At 69.9% G+C, this 15,410-nt stretch carries 19 protein-coding genes; 3 read left to right on the plus strand and 16 right to left on the minus strand.

The window, feature by feature from the left end; translation table 11 throughout:
* Positions 1-5: 5 nt before the first annotated feature.
* A complete protein-coding gene (locus tag ASE20_RS10210; protein WP_225869046.1) occupies positions 6-1,046 on the minus strand; it encodes an ROK family transcriptional regulator in 1,041 nt (346 codons plus the stop codon).
* Positions 1,047-1,211: 165 nt separating this feature from the next.
* On the opposite strand from ASE20_RS10210, the gene ASE20_RS10215 reads away from it, so the two are divergent.
* Both ASE20_RS10215 and ASE20_RS10220 read left to right on the plus strand, forming a co-directional pair.
* On the plus strand, positions 1,212-2,291 hold the full coding sequence (locus tag ASE20_RS10215) for an ABC transporter ATP-binding protein (protein WP_056894469.1): 1,080 nt from the start codon (positions 1,212-1,214) through the stop codon (positions 2,289-2,291).
* A gap of 49 nt (positions 2,292-2,340) precedes the next feature.
* Complete coding sequence (locus ASE20_RS10220) at positions 2,341-2,760, plus strand: DUF6542 domain-containing protein (RefSeq protein WP_157538429.1); 420 nt, start codon at positions 2,341-2,343, stop codon at positions 2,758-2,760.
* Between the two features lie 21 nt (positions 2,761-2,781).
* Here ASE20_RS10220 and ASE20_RS10225 read toward each other — a convergent pair whose 3' ends face one another.
* Both ASE20_RS10225 and ASE20_RS10230 read right to left on the minus strand, forming a co-directional pair.
* Positions 2,782-3,399 (minus strand): L-threonylcarbamoyladenylate synthase, encoded by a 618-nt coding sequence (locus ASE20_RS10225; protein ID WP_056894470.1) that lies wholly within the window; start codon positions 3,397-3,399, stop codon positions 2,782-2,784.
* Between the two features lie 7 nt (positions 3,400-3,406).
* Entirely contained in the window at positions 3,407-4,423 is a 1,017-nt protein-coding gene (locus tag ASE20_RS10230) for a 4-hydroxy-3-methylbut-2-enyl diphosphate reductase (protein WP_200952772.1), read from the minus strand.
* A 95-nt stretch (positions 4,424-4,518) separates the two neighbouring features.
* Here ASE20_RS10230 and ASE20_RS10235 point away from each other — a divergent pair, with 95 nt between their 5' ends.
* Positions 4,519-4,728 carry a hypothetical protein gene (locus tag ASE20_RS10235; protein WP_056894471.1) on the plus strand — a complete coding sequence of 70 codons (210 nt, stop codon included), beginning with the start codon at positions 4,519-4,521 and terminating at the stop codon, positions 4,726-4,728.
* A gap of 201 nt (positions 4,729-4,929) precedes the next feature.
* On the opposite strand, the gene rplQ is transcribed toward ASE20_RS10235, so the two are convergent.
* From rplQ to secY, 13 genes are all read right to left on the minus strand, one after another.
* Positions 4,930-5,511 carry a 50S ribosomal protein L17 gene (gene rplQ / locus ASE20_RS10240; RefSeq protein WP_056894472.1) on the minus strand — a complete coding sequence of 194 codons (582 nt, stop codon included), beginning with the start codon at positions 5,509-5,511 and terminating at the stop codon, positions 4,930-4,932.
* A 90-nt stretch (positions 5,512-5,601) separates the two neighbouring features.
* Positions 5,602-6,624, minus strand: a complete 1,023-nt coding sequence (locus ASE20_RS10245) for a DNA-directed RNA polymerase subunit alpha (RefSeq protein WP_056894473.1) — start codon at positions 6,622-6,624, stop codon at positions 5,602-5,604.
* Positions 6,625-6,758: 134 nt separating this feature from the next.
* A complete protein-coding gene (gene rpsD / locus ASE20_RS10250) occupies positions 6,759-7,367 on the minus strand; it encodes a 30S ribosomal protein S4 (RefSeq protein ID WP_056894474.1) in 609 nt (202 codons plus the stop codon).
* Between the two features lie 31 nt (positions 7,368-7,398).
* A complete protein-coding gene (gene rpsK, locus ASE20_RS10255; RefSeq protein ID WP_056894475.1) occupies positions 7,399-7,800 on the minus strand; it encodes a 30S ribosomal protein S11 in 402 nt (133 codons plus the stop codon).
* A 59-nt stretch (positions 7,801-7,859) separates the two neighbouring features.
* Positions 7,860-8,237, minus strand: coding sequence for a 30S ribosomal protein S13 (rpsM, locus tag ASE20_RS10260; protein ID WP_056894476.1), 378 nt, complete (start codon positions 8,235-8,237; stop codon positions 7,860-7,862).
* Between the two features lie 152 nt (positions 8,238-8,389).
* A complete protein-coding gene (rpmJ, locus tag ASE20_RS10265) occupies positions 8,390-8,503 on the minus strand; it encodes a 50S ribosomal protein L36 (protein WP_004008316.1) in 114 nt (37 codons plus the stop codon).
* Between the two features lie 42 nt (positions 8,504-8,545).
* The gene (gene infA, locus ASE20_RS10270; RefSeq protein ID WP_028656368.1) at positions 8,546-8,767 is read right to left on the minus strand and encodes a translation initiation factor IF-1; all 222 of its coding nucleotides are present in this window, start codon (positions 8,765-8,767) and stop codon (positions 8,546-8,548) included.
* 295 nt (positions 8,768-9,062) lie between these two features.
* Positions 9,063-10,127: an LLM class flavin-dependent oxidoreductase gene (locus ASE20_RS10275; protein ID WP_056894477.1), complete on the minus strand. Its 1,065-nt coding sequence runs from the start codon at positions 10,125-10,127 to the stop codon at positions 9,063-9,065.
* 37 nt (positions 10,128-10,164) lie between these two features.
* Positions 10,165-11,214, minus strand: a complete 1,050-nt coding sequence (locus tag ASE20_RS10280; protein WP_056894478.1) for a TerC family protein — start codon at positions 11,212-11,214, stop codon at positions 10,165-10,167.
* A gap of 223 nt (positions 11,215-11,437) precedes the next feature.
* Positions 11,438-12,583 (minus strand): isochorismate synthase MenF, encoded by a 1,146-nt coding sequence (locus tag ASE20_RS10285; protein WP_056894479.1) that lies wholly within the window; start codon positions 12,581-12,583, stop codon positions 11,438-11,440.
* 9 nt (positions 12,584-12,592) lie between these two features.
* Positions 12,593-13,420 (minus strand): type I methionyl aminopeptidase, encoded by an 828-nt coding sequence (gene map / locus ASE20_RS10290; protein ID WP_082612317.1) that lies wholly within the window; start codon positions 13,418-13,420, stop codon positions 12,593-12,595.
* A gap of 10 nt (positions 13,421-13,430) precedes the next feature.
* Positions 13,431-14,006 carry an adenylate kinase gene (locus ASE20_RS10295; RefSeq protein WP_082612318.1) on the minus strand — a complete coding sequence of 192 codons (576 nt, stop codon included), beginning with the start codon at positions 14,004-14,006 and terminating at the stop codon, positions 13,431-13,433.
* The gene (gene secY / locus ASE20_RS10300; RefSeq protein ID WP_056894481.1) at positions 14,003-15,313 is read right to left on the minus strand and encodes a preprotein translocase subunit SecY; all 1,311 of its coding nucleotides are present in this window, start codon (positions 15,311-15,313) and stop codon (positions 14,003-14,005) included. The genes ASE20_RS10295 and secY overlap by 4 nt, the downstream gene beginning before the upstream one ends.
* Positions 15,314-15,410 lie beyond the last annotated feature (97 nt).

Genomic DNA, 15,410 nt, shown 5'->3' on the forward strand with positions numbered 1-15,410 from the left:
CGGCGTCAGGAGACGCCGAGCTCGCCCGAGAGCACGACGCCGGTGGCGCCGACCAGGACGCCGTCGTCGCCGAGGGTCGAGACCCGGACGGCGAAGCCGGCGGAGGAGACCGGCATGACCCGGTCCCGCACGGTGGCCTCGGCGTGCTCGGCCAGCGGCCCGACGAGGTCCGCCGGTCCGCTCAGCACGACCTCGCCGAGGTTGAGGGTGGCGACGACCGGCGCGAGCGCCTGGCCGAGCCGCTCGCCGGCGTCGCGGAGCACGGCGGCGAGGTCGCCGTCCGCGATCCGCCGCCGCAGCCGGGGTACGGCGACGTAGGTCTCCAGGCAGCCGGGGCGGCCGCAGGCGCAGGTCTCGCCGTCGGGGTCCACCTGGACGTGCCCGATCTCGCCGGCCGCGCCGCCGCTGCCGTGGAGCACCGCGCCGCCGAGCACCAGGCCGGCGCCGACACCGGTACTGAGGCGGAGCAGCAGCAGGCCGCCCTCGCCGCCGCCGCCGAAGGTGTACTCCCCCATCACGGCGGTGTTCGCGTCGTTGGCGACGTAGACGGGCAGGTCGAGCGTGGCGCCCAGCACCTCCGCCAGCGGTACGTCGTGCCAGCCCAGGTTGGGAGCGTCGAGGACGACGCCGTCGGCGCTGACGACACCCGGCGTCGCGACCGCGACGCCGAGCAGCGGACGGGTGCTGCGGCGGACCAGGTCGGCCGCGATCTCCTCGACCAACGCGGTCGCCTCGGCGCCGCGTCGTCCCTCGAGCGGACGCGCCTCGCGCTCGACGACCGAGCCGGCGAGGGTCAGCACCGCGCCGACGACGTGGTCGTCGACGGACAGGTCGATGGCCACGACGTGCTTGGCGTCCGGCACCAGCCCGACCAGTGTCGGCGGCTTCCCGACCCGGCTCTCGGCCGGGGCACCGAGCTCCTCGAGCAGGCCCTCGGCCATCAGCTCGGCGACCAGGTCGGACACCGTGACCCGGGTCAGGCCGCTGCTGCGCGCGAGGTCGGCACGGCTCGCGGGCCCCTCCGCGAAGAGCTCCTGCAGGAGCATCGCGCGGTGGTGCCGACGCGAGTCGGCCCGCCGGAGCTTGATCCGGTCTCGAGGGGCCCGATCGGTGGGGCTGCGCCAGGACATGTTTGTTAGTTCACCATACTTACATATAAGGTGCAAGCATTCCGTGCGACCCAGGTCACAATTCCGACGCAGGAGCAGCTCATGGCCCGCATCACCTTCGAGGCAGCCCAGCGCTGGTACGACGGCGCCGACGCGCCCGCCGTGCCCGGCATCGACCTGGTGGTCGAGGACGGCGAGTTCCTCGTCCTCGTCGGACCCTCGGGGTGCGGCAAGACCACCACCCTGCGCATGCTCGCGGGCCTCGAGGACGTCGACTCGGGCCGGATCCTGATCGGCGAGCGCGACGTCACCACGCTCGCGCCGAAGGACCGCGACATCGCGATGGTCTTCCAGTCCTACGCCCTCTACCCGCACAAGTCGGTGCGCGAGAACCTCGGCTTCGCGCTGAAGATGGCCAAGGTCCCCCGCGAGGAGCGCGAGCGCAGGGTCGACGAGGCCGCGGCCCTGCTCGGGCTGACCGAGCTGCTCGACCGCAAGCCCAGGGCGCTCTCGGGCGGCCAGCGGCAGCGGGTCGCGATGGGCCGCGCGATCGTGCGCGAGCCACAGGTCTTCTGCATGGACGAGCCGCTGTCGAACCTCGACGCCAAGATGCGCGTGCAGACCCGCAGCGACATCGCCCAGCTGCAGCGCAAGCTCGGCGTCACCACCGTCTACGTCACCCACGACCAGGTCGAGGCGATGACGATGGGCGACCGGGTCGCGGTGATGAACGGCGGCGAGATCCAGCAGGTCGACACCCCGCTCGCCCTCTACGACCGGCCCGCCAACCTCTTCGTCGCCGGCTTCATCGGCTCCCCGCAGATGAACCTGCTCGAGGCCCGCGTCGACGACCGGGGCGTGCACCTCGGCGACCACACCCTCCCCCTCGACGGTACGACGAGCGCCCCGCTCCCCCCGCAGGTCACGGTCGGCGTCCGCCCGGAGGCATGGCGCCTGGTCGGTCCCGGCGAGGGCCTCCCCGTGCGCGTGCACCTCGTGGAGGAGCTCGGCTCGGAGGGCTTCGCCCACGGCAGCGCGCAGCTCGGGGATCGCGAGGTCCCCGTCGCCGTGCGGGTCCCCGAGCGCGGGCAGGTCACCCCCGAGGACGTCCTCCACCTCGCCGTGCCCACGGGCGCGGCCCACCTCTTCGACACCGCGACCGGGCAACGGCTCGGCTCCTGAGCGGCCCGAAATCCGACGTACCGCCACGACGACGACCTAGCGTGGAGGTGTGACCACCGCGCCGCTCCGGACCCCCACCCTGTGGGAGGCCGGCACGCGCCCCGTCGGCGGCGCGCTCCGGCTCGCGTCGGCGCTGCTGATCACCGCGGCCGTGCTGGACCTGCTGCTCTCCGAGGGCCTCGGCCTGTTCTACGACCTGGTCTTCGTGACCCTGTGCGTCGGCGTCGCGCTGACCGTCCGCGCCAGCGACTTCTTCCCCGTCGGGGTGTTCCCGCCGCTGGCGATGTTCGTCGTCGTGCTGCTGCTGGCGATCAGCCAGCCGGAGAGCGTCGCCGACCCGACCGACGGTGTCGTCCAGGCCACCGTGTCGGGGCTGTCCGGGCACGCGGTCGCGCTGGCCCTGGGGTACGCCGCGTGCCTGGCCCTGCTCGTCGTACGACGCCAGTTCGTCGCGCGGCACCCGCGCTGACGCTCGGCGTCAGCAGGAGGGTCAGAAGCGGTCGGGGTCGCCGGCACCGCGCCGGATGACCTCCGGCGCACCGTCGGACCAGTCGACCACGGTCGTCGGCTCGGCCGGGGTCTCCCCCGCCTCGACGACGATGTCGACCTCGTGGTCGAGGTCCTCCTTGATCTCCCAGCCCATGGTGCGCGGCTCGGTCTCGCCGGGGAGGATCAGGGTCGAGGTCAGCAGCGGCTCACCGAGCTCCTCGAGCAGCGCCTGCACGAAGACGTGGTCGGGGATGCGGACGCCGACGGTCTTCTTCTTCGGGTGCAGCAGCCGCTTCGGCACCTCCGGCATCGCCGGCAGGATGAAGGTGTAGGGCCCCGGCGTCGCGGCACGGATGGCCCGGAACGCCGAGTTGTCGACGTGGACCATCTGGCCCAGCTGCGAGAAGTCGCGGCAGACCAGGGTGAAGTGGTGCTTGTCGTCGAGCCCGCGGATCCGCAGGATCCGGTCGCGGCCATCGCGGTTGCCGATCCGGCAGCCGAGCGCGTAGCCGGAGTCGGTCGGGTAGGCGATCAGCGCGTCGTCGTTGAGCGCCTCGACGATCTGCTGGAGCAGTCGGGGCTGCGGGTTGTCCGGGTGGACGTCGAGGTAGCGGGCCATCAGGGCCTCAGAGCCGGACGGCGGTCTTGGTGCTGCGGCCGGCGGCCTTGAGGTCGCGGTGCAGCTCCTTGGGCAGCGAGAACGCGAGCGTCTCCTCGGCCGTCTGGACGGCTCGGGCGTCGGGGTACCCGCGCTCGGCGAGGTAGGCCAGCACCTCGGTCACGAGGTGGTCCGGCACCGAGGCACCCGACGTCACGCTGACGGTCGAGGCCCCGTCGAGCCAGGCCTCGTCGAGCTCCGAGACGTCGTCGATGCGGTACGACGCCTTCGCGCCCGCCTCCAGCGCCACCTCGACGAGGCGGACCGAGTTGGACGAGTTGGCCGAGCCGACCACGATCACCAGGTCGGCGGACGCGCCGATCTCCTTGACCGCGACCTGGCGGTTCTGGGTGGCGTAGCAGATGTCGTCGCTGGGCGGGTCCTCGAGCTGCGGGAACTTCGCCCGCAGCCGGCGCACCGTCTCCATCGTCTCGTCGACGCTCAGCGTCGTCTGCGAGAGCCACGCGAGCTTCGCGTCGGGCGCGAACTCCAGCGTGGCGACGTCGTCGGGGTGCTCGACCAGGACGGTCTGCTCGGGGGCCTCGCCCGCCGTACCCTCGACCTCCTCGTGACCCGCGTGCCCGATCAGCAGGATGGTGTAGCCGTCGGCGGCGAACCGGACCGCCTCACGGTGCACCTTGGTCACCAGCGGGCAGGTCGCGTCGATCGTCTTGAGGTGACGCTCGGCGGCCTCGTTGACCACGGCCGGCGAGACGCCGTGCGCCGAGAACACCACCCGGGCACCGGCCGGGACCTCGTCGAGCTCCTCGACGAAGATCGCGCCCCGGGCCTCGAGGTTGGCCACGACGTGCTTGTTGTGGACGATCTGCTTGCGCACGTAGACCGGCGAGCCGTACAGGTCGAGCGCCTGCTCCACCGTCACCACCGCGCGGTCGACGCCGGCGCAGTAGCCCCGCGGGGCCGCGAGCAGCACCTCGCGCTCGCTGTCCTCGAGCAGGCGGGGGCTCCCCAGGTCGATCGTCATGGCTCCAGTCTACGGACGGTGGACCGGTCAGCCGAGTTCGCGGGCGTGCTGCCGGAACGACCACGCCGCGCCCGCCGCTGTGGCAGCCTGTCGAGGTGTCCGGCCTGTTCCTCGCCCTCGTCGTGCTGTGCGACCTCGTGCTCCGGGTGTGGTGCAACGTCGCTGCCGACCCCTACTACGACGGTCCGTCGTTCCCGCCCGGCGGGCTCCAGCTCCCGGTCCTGCTCTACGCGCTCTGGATCGCCCCCGTCGTGGTCGGCGTGCTGGCCTGTCGCGCCACCGCCTCCCGCGCCGTGCCTGCCTGAGCCGCGCGGCCGAGCCCCCACCCATCCCCGGGCGTCCGCGCGCTTGTAACTCGGTGTTCGGAGGCACCACCACGGAGTCCTGACCGGTCAGGACTCCGTGCCAGAGGTTCCGAACACCGAGTTACAAGCAACTGGCCGGCGACCCAAAAAGCACGACGGCCCGCCACCCTCGCGGGTGACGGGCCGTCGACGAGCGTGAGCTCAGGCCTTGTCGGCGTCCTCGGCGGACTCCTCGGCGGGCGCCTCGTCAGCAGCCTCCTCGGCGACCTCGGCCTCGGCCTCGGGGGCCTCGACCTCAGCAGCCTCGGTCTCCTCGACCCCGGTCTCGACGACCTCGGACTCGGGGGCCTCCTCCACCGGAGCCGGAGCGGCCTCGGTGGCCGGCTTGGCCTTCGGGGCGGACGGCGTGAACGCCTCGGTCACCAGCTCGATGACGGCCATGGGGGCGTTGTCGCCCTGGCGCGGACCGATCTTGGTGATCCGGGTGTAGCCACCCGGACGCTCGGCGAACACCGGCGCGATGTCCGTGAAGAGGGTGTGCACGACGCCCTTGTCACGGATGTCCTTGAGGACCTCGCGACGCTGGTGCAGCGGGTTCTCGCCGGCGTGGGCCTTCTTCGCCTTGGTGATCAGCTTCTCGGCGTACGGACGCAGCGTGCGCGCCTTGGCCTCGGTCGTCGTGATCCGGCCGTGCTCGAAGAGCGCGGTGGCCAGGTTCGACAGGATGAGGCGCTGGTGCGCGGCGCCACCGCCGAGGCGGGGACCCTTCTTGGGCTTGGGCATTGCTTCTCTCGTTTCTCCCCGGCCGTGTCAGGTACCGGGAGTGGGTCCGGCCGTGTCAGGTACCGGAGGTTGATGTCCCGAGGGGACGGATCAGAACTGCTCGTCCTCGACGAACGACTCGTCGTCGTCCTCGTCGTCGGAGTAGTTGGCGAGGGCAGCCGAGGGGTCGAAGCCCGGGGCGCTGTCCTTGAGGGACAGACCCATCTCGTGCAGCTTGGCCTTGACCTCGTCGATGGACTTCGCACCGAAGTTGCGGATGTCCAGCAGGTCCTGCTCGGAGCGGCTGATGAGCTCACCCACGGTGTGGATGCCCTCGCGCTTGAGGCAGTTGTAGGACCGGACGGTCAGCTGCAGGTCCTCGACCGGGAGGGCGAGGTCGGCAGCGAGCTGCTCGTCGACGGGCGACGGGCCGATGTCGATGCCCTCGGCCTCGACGTTGAGCTCACGGGCCAGGCCGAAGAGCTCGACCAGCGTCTTGCCGGCGGACGCGATGGCGTCGCGGGGCAGGATCGACGGCTTGGTCTCGACGTCGATGACGAGCTTGTCGAAGTCGGTGCGCTGCTCGACACGGGTGGCCTCGACCTTGTAGGTCACCTTCAGCACCGGGCTGTAGATGGAGTCGACCGGGATCCGGCCGATCTCGTTGTCGGCACCCTTGTTCTGGACGGCCGAGACGTAGCCGCGGCCACGCTCGACGACGAGCTCGAGCTCGAGCTTGCCGTTGTCGCCCAGGGTGGCGATCTTCAGGTCGGGGTTGTGGACCTCGACGCCGGCCGGCGGCGCGATGTCGGCACCCGTGACGTCACCGGCACCCGACTTGCGCAGGTACATGGTGACCGGCTCGTCGTGCTCGGAGGAGACGACGAGGCCCTTGAGGTTGAGGATGATCTCGGTGACGTCTTCCTTGACACCGTCGATCGTGGAGAACTCGTGGAGGACGCCGTCGATCTTGATGCTCGTGACCGAGGCACCGGGGATCGAGGACAGGAGGGTACGACGCAGCGAGTTGCCGAGCGTGTAGCCGAAGCCGGGCTCGAGCGGCTCGATGACGAAGCGCGACCGGAACTGGTCGACGGTCTCCTCCGAGAGGCTGGGGCGCTGTGCGATGAGCACTTGTTTCTTTCCTTTCCGGGCCGACCGCTATATGAGGACCCAGAGTTGGTGCGGAATAGGAGAAGAGGGCTTGCGGGGTGACGCTGCCCGCCCCGGCGTCCTCCCTGGGGAGGCTGGCCGGGACGGGCTCGCGATCACTTCTTGGAGTAGTACTCCACGATGAGCTGCTCCTGGATCGGCATGTCGATCTGCTCGCGCACCGGGACGGAGTGCACCAGCACCCGCATGCGGTTCGGGAGCGCCTCGAGCCACGCCGGGACGATCCGCTCGCCGTGGGTCTCGCGGGCCACGATGAACGGCGTCATCTCGAGCGACTTCTCGCGCACGTCGATGATGTCGTACTGGGTGACCTGGAAGGACGGGATGTCGACCTTCTTGCCGTTGACCAGGAAGTGACCGTGGTTCACCAGCTGGCGCGCGTGGCGGCGGGTCCGGGCGAAGCCGGCGCGGTAGACCACGTTGTCGAGGCGGCACTCCAGGAGCTGGAGCAGGTTGTCACCCGTCTTGCCCTGGCGACGCGCGGCCTCCACGTAGTACTTGTGGAACTGCTTCTCCAGGATGCCGTAGGTGAAGCGGGCCTTCTGCTTCTCCTGCAGCTGGTTGCGGTACTCGCTCTCCTTGATCCGCGCGCGGCCGTGCTGGCCGGGCGGGTAGGGGCGCTTCTCGAAGGCAGCGTCGCCGCCGACGAGGTCGACGCCGAGACGGCGCGACTTCTTGGTCAGGGGTCCGGTGTAACGGGCCATGTCGGTTCTCCTCTAAGTCTTGTCGTGCGCGTCAGACGCGGCGGCGCTTGGGCGGGCGGCAACCGTTGTGGGGTGCCGGGGTCACGTCCTGGATGGTGCCGACCTCGAGGCCGATGGCACCCAGCGAGCGGATCGCCGTCTCGCGGCCCGAGCCCGGGCCCTTGACGAAGACGTCGATCTTCTTCATGCCGTGATCCATCGCCCGACGGCCCGCGGCCTCGGCGGCCATCTGAGCGGCGTACGGGGTGGACTTGCGGGAGCCCTTGAAGCCGACGGTGCCGGCAGAGGCCCACGAGATCACCGCACCAGTGGGGTCGGTGATCGTGACGATCGTGTTGTTGAACGTGCTCTTGATGTGGGCCTCGCCCTGAGCGACGTTCTTCTTCTCCTTGCGGCGCACCTTCTTGGCTGCCGCGCGAGCCTTGGGAGGCATTCGCTTTCTCCTAAGTAAGAGCTGGTCGTGAGGTCAGTGGGTTCGCGTGAGCGAACCGATCACTTGGCCTTCTTCTTGCCGGCAACCGTGCGCTTCGGGCCCTTGCGGGTACGAGCGTTGGTCTTGGTGCGCTGACCGCGGACCGGAAGGCCCATGCGGTGGCGGCGACCCTGGTAGCTGCCGATCTCGATCTTGCGACGGATGTCAGCCTGGACCTCGCGACGGAGGTCACCCTCGATCTTGATGTTGTTGGCTTCGATCTGGTCGCGAAGCTTGACCAGCTCCTCATCGCCCAGCTCGTGGACGCGGAGGTTGGGGTTGACCCCGGTCTCGGCCAGCAGCTGCTGGGCCGTGGTACGGCCGATGCCGTAGATGTAGGTAAGAGCGATCTCGATGCGCTTGTCGCGCGGCAGGTCGACTCCGACGAGGCGTGCCATGTCTGGCTGTCTCCTTGGGATTCACGGTGGTCTGGTCGCGATGCGTCTGCCCTGTCTGAGAGCAGCTCCGGCCATCCGCTCCGGAGGTGATCAGCGGGTGTGTCCCGCCTAGCTATCGCGTTGTCGTCGTATTCAGTTGTGGCGGCGGGGACTCAGCCCTGGCGCTGCTTGTGGCGCGGGTTCTCGCAGATGACCATGACGCGGCCGTGGCGACGAATCACCTTGCACTTGTCACAGATCGGCTTCACGCTCGGGTTGACCTTCATGTCAGCCCTTTCTTGCTAGGTGGCGGAAGTGAGCCGGTGGGCTCACTTGTAGCGGTAGACGATCCGTCCGCGCGACAGGTCGTAGGGCGAGAGCTCCACCACCACGCGGTCCTCGGGGAGGATCCGGATGTAGTGCTGTCGCATCTTGCCGCTGATGTGAGCAAGGACCTTGTGGCCATTGCTCAGCTCGACGCGGAACATGGCGTTCGGAAGGGCCTCCACGACGGAGCCCTCCATCTCGATGACGCCTTCTTTCTTCGCCATGTCTCACAATCTGCGTAGGGGATGTTGTCTACCGGCCGGGCCGGGAACCTCTCCCCCGCGGACGTGCCGCGGCGGAGTGGACCTCGGGGGCGCGTGCACCACACACGAAACCCACGTTGGACCGACACGCCAGTCTATGGCGCGGGGTTCACAAACTCCCAATCCGCGAGGCCGTCGGCGACCGAGGCACGAGGTCGTCGACGTGGGGCCGAGCGGGTTGAGGGCGACCGCGGCCGAGGAACGAGGCCGCGACGACGCGTCTCGAAACCGCGAGGCCGTCGGGGGGCAGGGCAGGTCAGTCGGCGAGGAGCTCGAGGGTCCGCACCCGCGCGGGCGACGTCCGGGGATCGGTGCCGCGGAAGGCGCCGCCGACCGGGTTCACCATGACCTCGTCCACGCCGTACGATGCCGCGAGGCTCCGCAGCTCGGTCCGGGCCGTCGCCGCGTCGCCGATGACCCATCGCCGGCGCATCGCCTCGATGACGCTTCGGTGCGCCTCCGGCAGGCCGGCGTCGACGATCGTCTCGGCGTCCTCGACCGTGCGCTGGGCGACGAGCGGCTGGCCGGTGCGCAGCGCGAGCATCTGCAGCAGCTGAGGGAGCGCCCGGCGCTGGGCCTCCTCCGCGGTGTCGGCCACCGAGGCGTTGACCGTGAGGAAGGTCCGCGGCGCGTCCAACTCGGGCGAGGGCTGGAAGGTCGTGCGGTACAGCTCGAGGGCCTCCGCCGTCCCGGAGCCGGAGAAGTGGTGGGCGAAGACGTAGGGCATGCCCTTGGCCGCCGCGAGCCGGGCGGAGTAGTCGGACGAGCCGAGCAGCCAGATCTGTGGCACCGAGCGCGCCACCGGGGTCGCCCTCAGGACGTGCTGGCCGCCGCGCAGGGCCAGGCCGACACCGGCCGGCTCCATCATGGCGAGCACGTTGTCGACGTACTCGGGGAAGTGGGACACGGCCTCGTCGTCCACCCCACCGGCGCCGTGGCGCAGGGCCCAGCTGGTGACCGGGTCGGTGCCGGGCGCGCGCCCGATGCCGAGGTCGATCCGCCCGGGGAAGGCCGCCTCGAGCAGCGCGAACTGCTCGGCGACGACCAGGGGCGCGTGGTTGGGGAGCATCACTCCCCCGGACCCGACGCGGATCCGCTCGGTCGCGCCCGCGAACAGGCCGATCAGGACCGGTGGGTTCGTCGCGGCGACCGCCGGCATGTTGTGGTGCTCGGCGACCCAGAACCGCCGGTAGCCGAGGCGGTCGGCCGTGCGGGCCAGCTCGACCGACGCCGCGATCGCGTCGCCGGTGCCCTGGTCGCTGCGGACCGGGACGAGGTCGAGGACGGACAGGGCGAGGTCGTCAGCAGGAGAGGAAGGCATCCCCAGTCCAATGCCGCGACCCCGCCCAGCATTCCCGTCAGCGCCAGTCGGGACCCTGCGTGTCGTCGACGTCGCCCTGCTCGCGGGTCGCGACCGCGTGGTCGGGGACGTGGTCGTCGACCTTGCCGGCCCGCACCAGGCTCGCGACCGCCGTGACCACGAGGGTCACGATGATCACGCCGAGGCTGAACAGCGAGGAGATCTCCGGGGCGCCATGGACGCCGTGACCGTCGTTGATGAACGGCAGCTCGTTCTCGTGCAGGGCGTGCAGAACCAGCTTCACGCCGATGAAGGCGAGGATGAAGGCCAGGCCGAGCGAGAGGTAGACCAGCTTCTGCAGCAGGCCGCCGAGCAGGAAGTAGAGCTGGCGCAGGCCCATCAGCGCGAACACGTTGGCCGTGAAGACGAGGTACGGCTCCTGGGTGATGCCGAAGATCGCCGGGATCGAGTCGAGCGCGAAGAGGATGTCGGTGACACCGAGCGCGATGATCACGATGACGATCGGCGACACGAAGCGCACGCCGTTCTCGACGTACCAGAGCTTGAGGCCGTGGTAGGCCTCGCCGACCCGCATCCGCTTGCGCGCGAAGGAGACGATCGCGTTGTCCTCGGGGTGCTCGTCGTCGTGGCCGCCGTAGGACTTGACCAGCTTCACCGCCGTGTAGACCAGGAACGCGCCGAAGATGTAGAAGACCCAGCTGAAGTTCTCGATGAGGGCGTAGCCGAGGGCGATGAAGATGCCGCGGAACACCAGCGCGAGCACGATGCCGACGAGCAGCGCCTCCTGCTGGTACTTGCGGGGCACCTTGAGCGCCGACATCAAGATGATGAAGACGAAGAGGTTGTCGATCGACAGCGAGTACTCCGTCAACCAGCCGGTGTAGAACTCGATGCCGTAGTCGTGGCCGTGGTGCAGCCAGATGAAGGCCCCGAACGCCAGCGCCGCGCCGACGTAGAAGCAGAGCGCGACGGCGCACTCCTTCATCGTGGGCTCGTGCGGGTCGCGGGCGATCACGACGACGTCGAACAGCAGCACGGCCACCGTCGCTGCGATCGTGATGGTCCATTCGAGGGTGGTCACGTCCATGGACACGTACCTCTTCCAGGGTCAGGTGTGAGCGGTCGGAAGTTCGCCCGAGGTCTCTTCCGCCGCCCTGCCGGGCGACCTACGGGACCGGATCGGACGACGACGTCCGATCGTGATGACGAGCCCGCAGCGAAGGAGTACTCCCCCCTGGTGCGCATCATCCTTCCACGCACGTCTCCCCGCGGTCGAATCGGCCCGCGGTACGACGCTGCGCGCGGGTCCGTCACGGGAGCCCGGTCACCCGGGCCATCGTCGCGAGCTTGGCGCCGGTCTCGCGCACCTCGGACGCGGGATCCGAACCGGCCACGATGCCCGCGCCGGCGAACAGCCGGAGCCGGGGACCGTCCATCACCGCCGCGCGGATGGTGACGGCGAACTCGCCGTCGCCATCGGCGTCGACCCAGCCGACGCAGCCCGCGAACCAGTCGCGGAGATCGCCCTCGAGGTCGGCGATCACGGCGTTGGCCGCGGCGGTCGGCACTCCCCCGACCGCCGGGGTCGGGTGCAGCAGCTGGGCCAGGCGCAGCGCGCTCGGGCCGTCGGCCCCGGCAGCGAGCCGGGCGTGGATCGGGGTGGCGAGGTGCCAGACCGTGTCGGTGGACAGCAGCTCGGGGGTCGCGGGGTACTCGATCTCGACGCAGACCTCCTTGAGCGCGTGCACGATCGCCTCGACGACGAAGGCGTGCTCGGCGAGGTCCTTGCCGGACTCCTGGAGGCCCGCGGCTCGGCGGGCGTCCTCGTCGGGGTCGGCGGAGCGCGGCACCGAGCCGGCCAGCGGGGTGCAGGAGATCTCCAGGCCCTCGCGCCGGACCAGCAGCTCAGGGCTGGCACCGACCAGGATCGGGCCGTCGTCAGGCGCGGTGCCGTCGGCCGACCCGGACACGAGCGGCACGCTGAACACGTAGCGGCCCGGGCGGGTCGTCAGCAGCCGGTCGATGATCTCGGCCGGCACGAGCGGGGGCTCGCTGACCACGTCGAGGCAGCGGCCCAGCACCACCTTGTGGAGCGCACCGGTCGCGATCCTCTCCAGCGCGGTGCGGACCATCGCGGCGTACTCGTCGGGCGTGGGGAACTCGGTGACGTCGTAGCTGCGGTCGACGTCCGGGCCCTGCTCGAAGCGCTGGAGCGCGTGCTCGGAGCCGACGACGCGGTGGGCCAGGCCCGGCGCACCCGCCGCGAAGGACAGCGCGCACATCGCCCGCTCCCCCGCACCCAGGGACGCGACGACCTCGTCGGCCCAGCCGGGGTCGGCGCCGTCGGGGGTGAAGCGGGTGTCGAGGACCTGCGCGGCGACGTAGGCCTGCTCGCCGGAGGCGAACAGCATGGGCCGCTCGGTCAGCGCAGCGGGAGTGATCGGTCGCTGCGCCATGAGCTCAGACTAGTCCTCGCCACCGTACGGAACACCGAGGGCCTCGAGCCGCGCGCGACCGCCGTCCTCGGCGGTGAGCACCCACACGCCGGCGTCGGTCAGCGCGAAGGTGTGCTCGTAGTGGGCGGCCCAGGAGCGGTCTGCGGTGATGACCGTCCAGTCGTCGTCGGCGACGACCGTGTCGGCGGTGCCGAGGCTGATCATCGGCTCGACCGCGAGCGCCGTGCCGCGCTTGAGGCGCGGGCCGCGGCCGGGGCGACCCTCGTTGGGGACGTCGGGCTCCATGTGCATCTCCGAGCCGATGCCGTGGCCGGTGTAGCCGTCGACGATGCCGTAGTCGCCCGCGCCGCGGACGAACGACTCGACGGCGTACGAGATGTCGCCCACGCGGCCGCCGATCCGGGCCGCGGCGAGACCGCGCCAGAGCGACTCCTCGGTGACCCGCATCAGCTCCTGCACATCGACAGGCACGGCGCCCACGGCCACCGTGATCGCGGCGTCACCGTGCCAGCCCTCGACGATGGCCCCGCAGTCGATGGAGATCACGTCGCCCTCCGCCAGCACCCGGTGACCGGGGATGCCGTGGACGACCTCGTCGTTGACCGAGGCACAGATGCTGGCGGGGAACGGCGGCTCGCCGTACCCCAGGAAGGACGGGACGCCGCCCTGCTCGCGGATGCTCTGCTCGGCGAGCGCGTCGAGCTCGCCCGTGCTGACGCCCGGACGCACGGCGTCGCGCAGACGCGTGAGCGTGCGGCCGACCACGAGGCCGGCCGCACGCATCAGGCGTACCTGCTCCGGCGTCTTGATCTCGATCCGGTGCTGGTCGAAGAACAAGTCTGGCCGGTCAGCTCTGCGGGATGTCGTCGAGCGCTTCGAAGATCCGCTGCTGGACCTCGTCGATCTCGCCCATGCCGTCGACGGAGACCACGAGGCCCCGCTCGGCGTAGACCGCGATCAGCGGCTCGGTCTCGGCGGAGTAGACCTCGAGGCGGCGTCGGATGACGTCCTCGGTGTCGTCGGCGCGACCCTCGATCTCGGCCCGCTTGAGCAGGCGGCCCAGGAGGGCCTCCTGGTCCACGGTGAGGACGAGGACGGCGTCGAGCCGGTGGCCCGTCGCGTCGATCATGCCGTCGAGCTCGGTGACCTGCGCCAGGGTGCGCGGGTAGCCGTCGAGGAGGAATCCGGCCTCGGCGTCGGGCTCCGCGATCCGGCCGCGCACCATCTTGTTGGTGACCTCGTCCGGGACGTACTCGCCCGCGTCCATGTAGCGCTTCGCCTCGACGCCCAGGGGCGTGCCCTGGCCGACGTTGGCACGGAAGATGTCACCGGTGGAGATCGCCGGGATGGCGAAGTGGGCGGCGACGGCCGTTGCCTGGGTGCCCTTGCCGGCGCCCGGCGGGCCCATGATCAGAAGCCTCAACGCAAGAATCCTTCATAGTTGCGCTGCTGGAGCTGGCTCTCGATCTGCTTCACCGTATCGAGCGCCACACCGACCATGATCAGGATGGACGTGCCGCCGAAGGGGAAGTTCTGGTTGGCATCGATCAGCACGAAGGCGATCAGCGGGATGATGGCGATGAGACCCAGGTAGAGCGAGCCCGGCAGCGTGATGCGGGACAGGACGTAGGACAGGTAGTCCTGGGTCGGCTTGCCTGCCCGGATCCCGGGGATGAAGCCGCCGTACTTCTTCATGTTGTCTGCCACCTCTTGCGGGTTGAAGGTGATCGACACGTAGAAGTAGGTGAAGAAGATGATGAGCAGGAAGTAGGCCGCCATGTGCACCGGGTGGCTCTGGTCGACGAGGTACTCGTTGATCCAGTCGATGAACTTGTTGGACGACTGCGCATTCTGGTTGAACTGCACCGCCATCGCCGGCAGGTAGAGCAGCGAGGAGGCGAAGATGACCGGGATGATGCCGGCCTGGTTGACCTTGAGCGGGATGTAGGTCGAGCTGCCGCCGAACATCTTGCGGCCGACCATGCGGCGGGCGTACTGCACCGGGATGCGGCGCTGCGCCTGCTCGATGAAGATGACCGCGGCGATCAGCACGAGGCCGATGGCGATCACCATCCCGAAGGTCCACCAGCCCTGGGTGATCTTGACCTGCCACAGGGAGATCGGGAAGGTCGCGACGACCTGGGTGAAGATCAGGATCGACATGCCGTTGCCGACGCCGCGCTCGGTGATCAGCTCGCCGAGCCACATGATCACGGCCGTGCCGGCGGTCATGGTCACGACCATGACCAGGAAGGTCTTGGTGTTGTCGCTGTGCAGCAGTGGCTCTTCACAGCCCTGCAGCAGGTTGCCGGTGCGTGCCAGCGCGACGATGCCCGTCGCCTGGAGCACGGCGAGGCCGAGCGTGAGGTACCGCGTGTACTGCGTGATCTTCGTCTGACCGGCCTGGCCCTCCTTCTTGAGGGCCTCCAGACGCGGGATCACGACCACGAGCAGCTGCAGGATGATGCTCGCGGTGATGTACGGCATGATGCCGAGCGCGAAGATCGTCAGCTGCAGGAGCGCACCGCCGGAGAACAGGTTCACCAGGCTGTAGAGCCCGGCGTTCTCGCCGTCCTTGACGATGTCGATGCACTTCTCCACGTTGGAGACGTTCACACCGGGGGCGGGGATCTGCGAACCGGCCCGGAAGATCACGATGATCAACAGGACGAAAAGCAGCTTGCGCCGCAGGTCCGGGGTCCGGAAGGCGTTCACGAACGCGGTGAGCACTCGGGTCCTCTTCTCTCATCGCTGGCCTTGTGGCCAGCGGGAAGCCTAACAGGGCGGCCACAGCCCCCTCACGGGGTACGGCGAGCACGCCGAGGAG

Origin of the sequence: Nocardioides sp. Root240 (assembly GCF_001428825.1) — a bacterium.
Lineage (GTDB): Bacteria > Actinomycetota > Actinomycetes > Propionibacteriales > Nocardioidaceae > Nocardioides.